The sequence below is a fragment of the Thiolapillus sp. genome, from assembly GCF_048562965.1.
GTDB classification, from domain to species: Bacteria; Pseudomonadota; Gammaproteobacteria; order Chromatiales; family Chromatiaceae; genus Thiolapillus; species Thiolapillus brandeum_A.
The window spans coordinates 1-4311 of sequence record NZ_JBHNMF010000289.1 but is presented as its reverse complement, the minus strand read 5'-3'; the positions used below and the strand labels follow the sequence as shown (position 1 = coordinate 4311).

Annotated in this window: 3 protein-coding genes; all 3 read left to right on the top strand. The window is 55.0% G+C overall.

Annotated features, from left to right (window positions below; all coding sequences use genetic code 11):
• Positions 1-389 precede the first annotated feature (389 nt).
• Positions 390-2237, top strand: coding sequence for a KAP family P-loop NTPase fold protein (locus ACOCD2_RS13345; RefSeq protein WP_419583588.1), 1848 nt, complete (start codon positions 390-392; stop codon positions 2235-2237).
• Entirely contained in the window at positions 2234-3088 is an 855-nt protein-coding gene (gene qatB / locus ACOCD2_RS13340) for a Qat anti-phage system associated protein QatB (RefSeq protein WP_419609072.1), read from the top strand. The genes ACOCD2_RS13345 and qatB overlap by 4 nt, the downstream gene beginning before the upstream one ends.
• The coding region (gene qatC, locus ACOCD2_RS13335) for a Qat anti-phage system QueC-like protein QatC (protein WP_419588450.1) at positions 3089-4311 on the top strand (1223 nt) is incomplete at its 3' end. It abuts the gene before it with no gap.

The following is a 4311-nucleotide window of genomic DNA, read 5'->3' as shown; positions in this document are numbered from 1 at the left end:
TGTTGTCGCGGTCGGGTTTCCCGGGCTCCTGAATAATGTGCCCTTCACACCCCGACAGGACAGACCTGATCATTTGCCTCAAACCCACCTCAGCTACCCACAAATTCTGCTGAGGAGCCAATAATCTGTATGCGGCCTGTATAAGCTGCAACCGTAGCAAAGGCAACGGTACAACAGCATCTGCTCGTGGTGCGAATGGGTACCGAACAGCGCCTTTGTCAAAGAAAAGGAAGAATGGAAATGCTTGGACTGGTGGGGCCGTGGGTGCACTTGCATTTCTGTTTGTTCCGCCACCACTGCGATTGGCAGCGGCTGTGGTGGGCGGTGTCGTGGGTGCGGTTGTGGGGAAATCGTACGAACCGGACTGATCAATTAGGAATTGCTGGGAAATGTGGGCTGATAACGAAACTGAAAAGGACTTCCTGAACTTCTCAGGTGTTGCCGATACTGTCGCTGAGATCATCACGGAGGCAGCCGGGCGGCCGACCTCGATCGGTATTTCGGGTTCCTGGGGAGCAGGGAAGTCCTCGATGATCAAGCTTGTACGGACAGCACTTGGCGAGAAGGACCAGAATGATCCTGAGCAGTTCATCTACGTAGAGTTCAATGCTTGGCTTTATCAGGGCTACGATGATGCTCGCGCGGCGTTGCTTGAAGTCATAGCTACAACGCTGAATGAAGAGGCGGATAGACGGAAAAATGGGGTCGACAAGGCAAAAGAACTCCTGCAGCGTGTCAACTGGCTGCGTGCCGCCAAGCTGGGGGTTGGGTCCGGACTTGCGCTTGCTCTCGGACTACCACCTACTGGACTGATCGGCGAGGCCGTCGCCTTTGGAAAGAAGGCGTTATCTGGCGATCTGACGGAAGGCGATGTAGAAGGTGCTGAAGAACTGGCAGCCAATGCCTTCACAACGGCTGGAGGGCTGATCCAGGCGAAACCGGAACTTTCACCGCCGCGTGAGATTCACGCCATTCGGGAGTGTTTCGAGCAAACGCTTAAAGAGATGGGTGTAACACTCGTTGTACTCATCGACGACCTGGACCGCTGTCTGCCACCTACCACCATTTCGACGCTGGAAGCTATACGCCTCTTTCTGTTCCTGAATAATACGGCTTTCGTCATCGCTGCCGACGATGCAATGATCAAGCATGCTGTTCGTCAGCATTTCGGAAATGTTGATGATGACTTGGTCATTAATTATTTCGACAAACTCATACAGATCCCCATCCGCGTTCCGCCGCTCGGCACACAAGAAGTACGGGCCTACATGATGCTTCTGTTCGTCGAGACTGCTGATATTGAAGATGCGATTAAGGAAAGCATCCGTGAGGCTGTCTGCGCTCAGCTTGCGAAGAGTTGGCGTGGCGAACGCGTTGACCGGGCCTTTATGCAGACTGTTTACAAAGATGCGCCAGCCGAGATCATTGCGCGCTTTGACACAGCCGACCGCCTTGCGCCGCTCATGGTAAGTGCCAGCCAGATCGCAGGTAATCCTCGCCTCGTCAAACGGTTCCTTAATGCGCTATCAATCAGGATGGCCATCTCGCGCGCGCATGATGTCGGTGTCGATGAGGCAGTCCTGGCCAAGATGCTGCTCTTTGAACGCTGTGGAAACCCGAAGGCGTATGACGCCTTAACCGCGGCTGTGAACAATGATCCTGACGGCAAGCCAGTTTTCCTAGCTGAGTGGGAGCAGAAGGCTGCGGCTAACGAGGAACTTGAGCTGGATCAGCTCTGGGATGATCCATTTATCCGCGAATGGCTTGCGATTACGCCTCAGCTTGCTGATATTGACTTGCGAGGAGTCCTTTACGTCAGCCGCGAGCACGCACCACTGATTACACCAGAGGATCGGTTGTCATCAGAAGGTGCGGAACTGCTCACCGCCATTCTCAAGATTCCTGATATGGCTGCGAGTCTCCATGATCGGCTTGCGGCACTTCCACGGCCAGAAACCACTGTCATCATGGATCGTGTACTCGAACAGGCGCGGCGCGAGCAGGAGTGGGGTACCCCCGCAATTCTTGACGCATGTATCGCCGTTGCCAAGGCCGATCCGTCGCTGGGAACCCGCGTCGCAGGCTTCTTGAGCGAACGCCCAGCTGGCCAGATAAAGCCCGGTATCGTGCCCAAAATCAGCGACCAGCCATGGGCTGCTGGTGTTTTAGATCGCTGGAAGGACACTGACGTGAGTGATCCTGTTAAAAAGGCGATCGGAACCGTGGAGAAGGGATGATGGGCACGTCGTCATCAAGCTCCGGCTCACCTTCCGGCACGCCTATGGTGCCACCTTGGGTGCCGGATCCTGTGCCACCGTCCGGTGATGGGCCTAGAGATGATGGTGCTACTCCACCGGATGGCGGCGATGCGCCTGATCAAACTGCGCCAGCCTCCGCACAGCCTGTGCCCATAGCACCGCCCGCACGCTTTGCTGGGGCGCGTACACGGCTTGGTAGTTTTGCCCGTACAGGTTCGGCCGATGATATGCGAAAAGGCGTGGGACACTACGCCCATAAAGGTCTGGGTGGTGGGGGTACAGCTGTGCGCCGACTTGGTGGTACAGCTCGTACCGCCGGAACACTGTTTGGCGCGTTATCAGCAGCTGCTGCCGGCCAAGCGTCAGGTGCGCGAAACGAGCTTGATCCTGCTGTTCTCGCAGGCCGTAGCGCCGACGAAGTCATGAGCGCTGTCGTCGAAGCAGCGCGACCCGTGGATGGTACCCAGGATAGTGAGGCCAGTCGTGCTGCGATCGGCAAAGCACTTTCCGAGCTTCTTACACAGTACCCGGACGCTGACCTGCTCAACCTTTCAGAGGAGCAGCGGATACTCGCTGTTGAGCGCTTTATCGCATGGGATGTGTTCAATCGGTTTGAACTTGATCTTGGCAAGACAATCCAGGAAAAAGCACCGAGTGCAATGAGCGCTCTTTCCCGCCTTAAAGAGGTACGAGATTTCATTACGCAAGCGGTCGCCGCAGAATTCAGGAAGTTGGCGGGCGGTGCGGCCGCACTGGGCAGCAGCAGGGTCGCCGCTATGGTCCGTGATGCCATCGGGCTGGCAATAGGGGTTTTTGAGGGGTATCTGTAGATGAAGATTCTATGTGGCACTTCTAATTCTAAGCTTGGGCGCCTGCGCAAAGATGACCTGCGATGTATCTTGTACGGTTCTGCAGAGAATTCTTCTCAAGGCTCGGCCGGCGGGTCAATTCTCAAACACGTTCAGCATTTAAAGCTATCCCCGGTGCCACGTGCGTGGGATCTGCTGTCACTCGCTCTATCTGTCATTTGTGCTGATACCGCTGTGCGGCGTGGCGATAGTCCGGACGGGTGGACCCGCCAGATTACTCTTAAGGTAGCAGTGAGCGATCCGGACTTCTGGACTGCACATCGCTTGCTCATCGAGGATCAGCTCAAGTTCCTTACAACCGATGTATGGGAACTGGAATTCACGGGTTATGGGCTTTACCCGAAACCACCGAAAGTTCCGAAATTCCCAGATAGTGATTGTGTTGCCTTGCTCTCGGGCGGTCTAGACAGCTTTGTCGGTGCTATCGACCTCGTTGCCGATGGCAAAAACCCTTTTGCCGTCAGCCAGGTTGCGGCCGGTGATAAGCAATCGCAAGCAGAGTTTGCTGCCAAGATCGGTGCTGGGCTTGATCATCTTCAACTGAACCATAACGTCAAATGTCCGGGTGAGAACGATCGTTCACAACGTGCACGTTCATTCATATTCCTCGCCTACGGCGTTTTGGCAGCCAGCGCGCTAAGGCGCTACAAGGATGGTGAGCGTGTTGATCTGTATATGTGTGAGAACGGGTTGATATCGATTAATCCACCTCTTACGCCTGCGCGGCTTGGTAGTCTTAGCACAAGGACGACACATCCGGTTTTTCTAGGGTTATTTCAGAAATTACTTGATGTTGCTGATCTGCGCATCACCGTTCGCAACCCATATCAGTTCAAGACGAAGGGCGAGATGCTCCGTGGATGCAAGGATCAGGCATTTCTCAAGAAACACGCTGCAGAGACGACAAGCTGTGGCCGCTATGCCCGGAATGGCTGGCAACACTGCGGCCGATGTCTTCCGTGTCTGATCAGACGCGCTGCATTCCATGCATGGGGTGAAATCGACAAAACGCAATATGTCTACGCCGATCTGTCGAAAAATGATTCGCAACACGCCCGATATGACGATGTGAGATGTGCGGCGATGGCAGCGGCGCTTGTCGATGCAGAAGGGTTAGAAGCGCTTGCGACGACCAATCTGAATGCCCTAGTCATGGGTGATCTCAGACCATATAGAGACTCACT